Origin of the sequence: Kitasatospora sp. NPDC059817 (genome assembly GCF_042731835.1) — a bacterium.
Taxonomy (GTDB): Bacteria; Actinomycetota; Actinomycetes; order Streptomycetales; family Streptomycetaceae; genus Kitasatospora.
Window position 1 is genome coordinate 1 of the sequence record NZ_JBHWIR010000394.1, and the last position, 2,187, is coordinate 2,187.

The 2,187-nt window shown below is 78.8% G+C and carries 2 protein-coding genes; one reads left to right on the top strand and one right to left on the bottom strand.

What is annotated here, in order from left to right:
* Nucleotides 1-177: 177 nt before the first annotated feature.
* Nucleotides 178-1,029 (bottom strand): helix-turn-helix transcriptional regulator, encoded by an 852-nt coding sequence (locus tag ACFV61_RS35645; protein ID WP_380377310.1) that lies wholly within the window; start codon nt 1,027-1,029, stop codon nt 178-180.
* A gap of 132 nt (nt 1,030-1,161) precedes the next feature.
* Here ACFV61_RS35645 and ACFV61_RS35650 point away from each other — a divergent pair, with 132 nt between their 5' ends.
* Nucleotides 1,162-1,935 carry an SDR family NAD(P)-dependent oxidoreductase gene (locus tag ACFV61_RS35650; RefSeq protein WP_380377309.1) on the top strand — a complete coding sequence of 258 codons (774 nt, stop codon included), beginning with the start codon at nt 1,162-1,164 and terminating at the stop codon, nt 1,933-1,935.
* Nucleotides 1,936-2,187 lie beyond the last annotated feature (252 nt).

The following is a 2,187-nucleotide window of genomic DNA, read 5'->3' on the forward strand; positions in this document are numbered from 1 at the left end:
CCCATTACGCGCCCGGCTGGGCGTGCGCCCGGACCGCCCTCGTACTGGACGTACTTGGGCGATTCGGGCGTGCGTCCAGGCGGGATGCCTGGGGGTACCTCCCGGCCGCCAGGCTGGGGGCGCGTCGCGGGCCCGCCAAGATTGGCCGGACAGGACCTAGGCCAACCTAGGCCCAACCTAGAACGGCGCCGCGTGGGCCGGGGCCGCGTCGTGGGCGGCGGCGAAGGCGTGGCGGGCGCGGCTGCCGGGTGGGGCGAGGCACGCGAAGACGTACCGGCCCTCCTCGGGCAGGGCGAGCACGGTGTAGTCCAGGACGTCGGTGTCCAGGGCCGGGTGGCGGATGTGGAGTCGGCCGGGGCCGGGCGGCCCGGCCCGGTGGCGGTCCCACAGTGCGGCGAAGGCCGGGCTGTCCGAGGACATCCGGCGGACCAGGCGGGTGAGCCCGCGGTCGCCGGGGCGGTCCGCGTGGTGGGCGCGCAGCGAGGCGACGAGGTCCGCGCCGATCGAGCCGGTGGCCGCGAGGTTGCCCTGTGAACGGTCCCCGTACGGGCAGCAGAACACCTGCCAGAGCAGGTTGCGCTCGTGGGGCGGGCGCCGTTCCGGCCAGGCCATCAGCAGGCCGGCCGGGCGGTTCCAGGCGAGGAGTTCGAAGGTCGGGCCGGTGACGAAGGCGGGCGCGGCGTCCAGGGTGTCCAGCAGCGCCAGGGTGGTGGCGGAGACGGCCGGCGGCTCGGGCGGCGCCCCGGCCGGTGCGCGGTGCCGGGCGGCCAGCCGGTGCAGGTAGGCGCGCTCCGCCCCGGCCAGTTGCAGGGCCTCGGCGATGCCGTCGAGGACCGGGCCGGTGGGCACCCGCTGGCGGCCCTGCTCCAGCCGGGCGTAGTAGTCGGCGGAGATGCCCGCGCGGGCCGCCACCTCCTCGCGGCGCAGCCCGGGCGTCCGGCGGCGCCCGGCCGGGGGCAGGCCCGCCTCGGCGGGCGCGAGGCGGGCGCGGCGGGCGCGCAGGAACGCGCCCAGCGGGGTCTCGGGCATGCGGTCACGCTGCCACAGCCGGGCGGGGTTAGCCAGGACCTGGCCGTCCCTGGCTGGCCCGTCCCTGGTCGGCCCGTCCCCGGGAAGGGCTGGCCGCTGGTGGCCCGGGCGGGGCGCCGGGAGGCTCGCCGCATGGGACTTCTCGACGACAAGGTCACGATCGTCACCGGCGCCGGGCGCGGCATCGGCGCAGCCGCCGCCCGGCTGTTCGCCCGGGAGGGCGCGCTGCTGGTGCTGGCCGCCCGCTCCGGCGCCGAGGTGGAGGCGCTGGCCGCCGAGCTGCGGGCCGGCGGGGCCCGGGCGGTGGCCGTCGCCGCCGACCTGACCACCGCGGAGGGCGCCGAGCGGACGGTCGAGGCGGCGCTCACGACGTACGGCCGGCTGGACGCGGCCTTCGACAACGCGGGTTCCGGCCTGTCGCCGGCCCCGCTCGCCGAGCGCTCCGAGGCCGAGTGGGACGACACCCACGCGCTCAACCTGCGCGGCAGCTGGCTCTGCCTGCGGGCCCAGCTGCGGGCGATGGCGGCGGGCGGTCGGGGCGGCGCGGTGGTGCTCAACTCCGGGGTGGGCGCGCTGGTGGGCGGCTTCGGGGACGGCGTCCAGCAGGCCGCCAAGCACGGCCTGACCGGCCTGGTGAAGGCGGCCACCGCCGACTACGCCCGGCACGGCATCCGGGTCAACGCCGTCGCGCCCGGCGTGGTGCGGACGCCCTCGACGGAGCAGTTCTTCGCGTCCGGCCCGGAGTTCGACGCCCTGGTGGTCCGCTCCACCCCGCTGGGCCGGGCGGGAGCGGACACCGAGATCGCGGAGGCGGCGGCCTGGCTGCTGAGCGACCGGGCGTCGTACGTGGCCGGGGTGACCCTGCCGGTGGACGGCGGGATCACCGCGACCCGGCGGTTCGACTGAGTGCGGGCCCGATCAGTTGGGGGCCCGGTCGGTCGGGGGCCCGGCTGGTCGGGGCGGGTCCGACGGCACCGTACGGGGGGGGGGGGGGTCGGGGCTGAGCAGGGGGAGTGTGCCCGCCCGCGGGCCGGGGGGGGGGGTGGGGGGTGGCGGTCCTCAACGTGTACCACCGGGGCCCACACCCCGGGCCGCCCCGCCGCCCCGGGGCCCCCCCTCCGGCCGGTCGGGGCCGCTCGCTATGCTGCTGCCATGCAG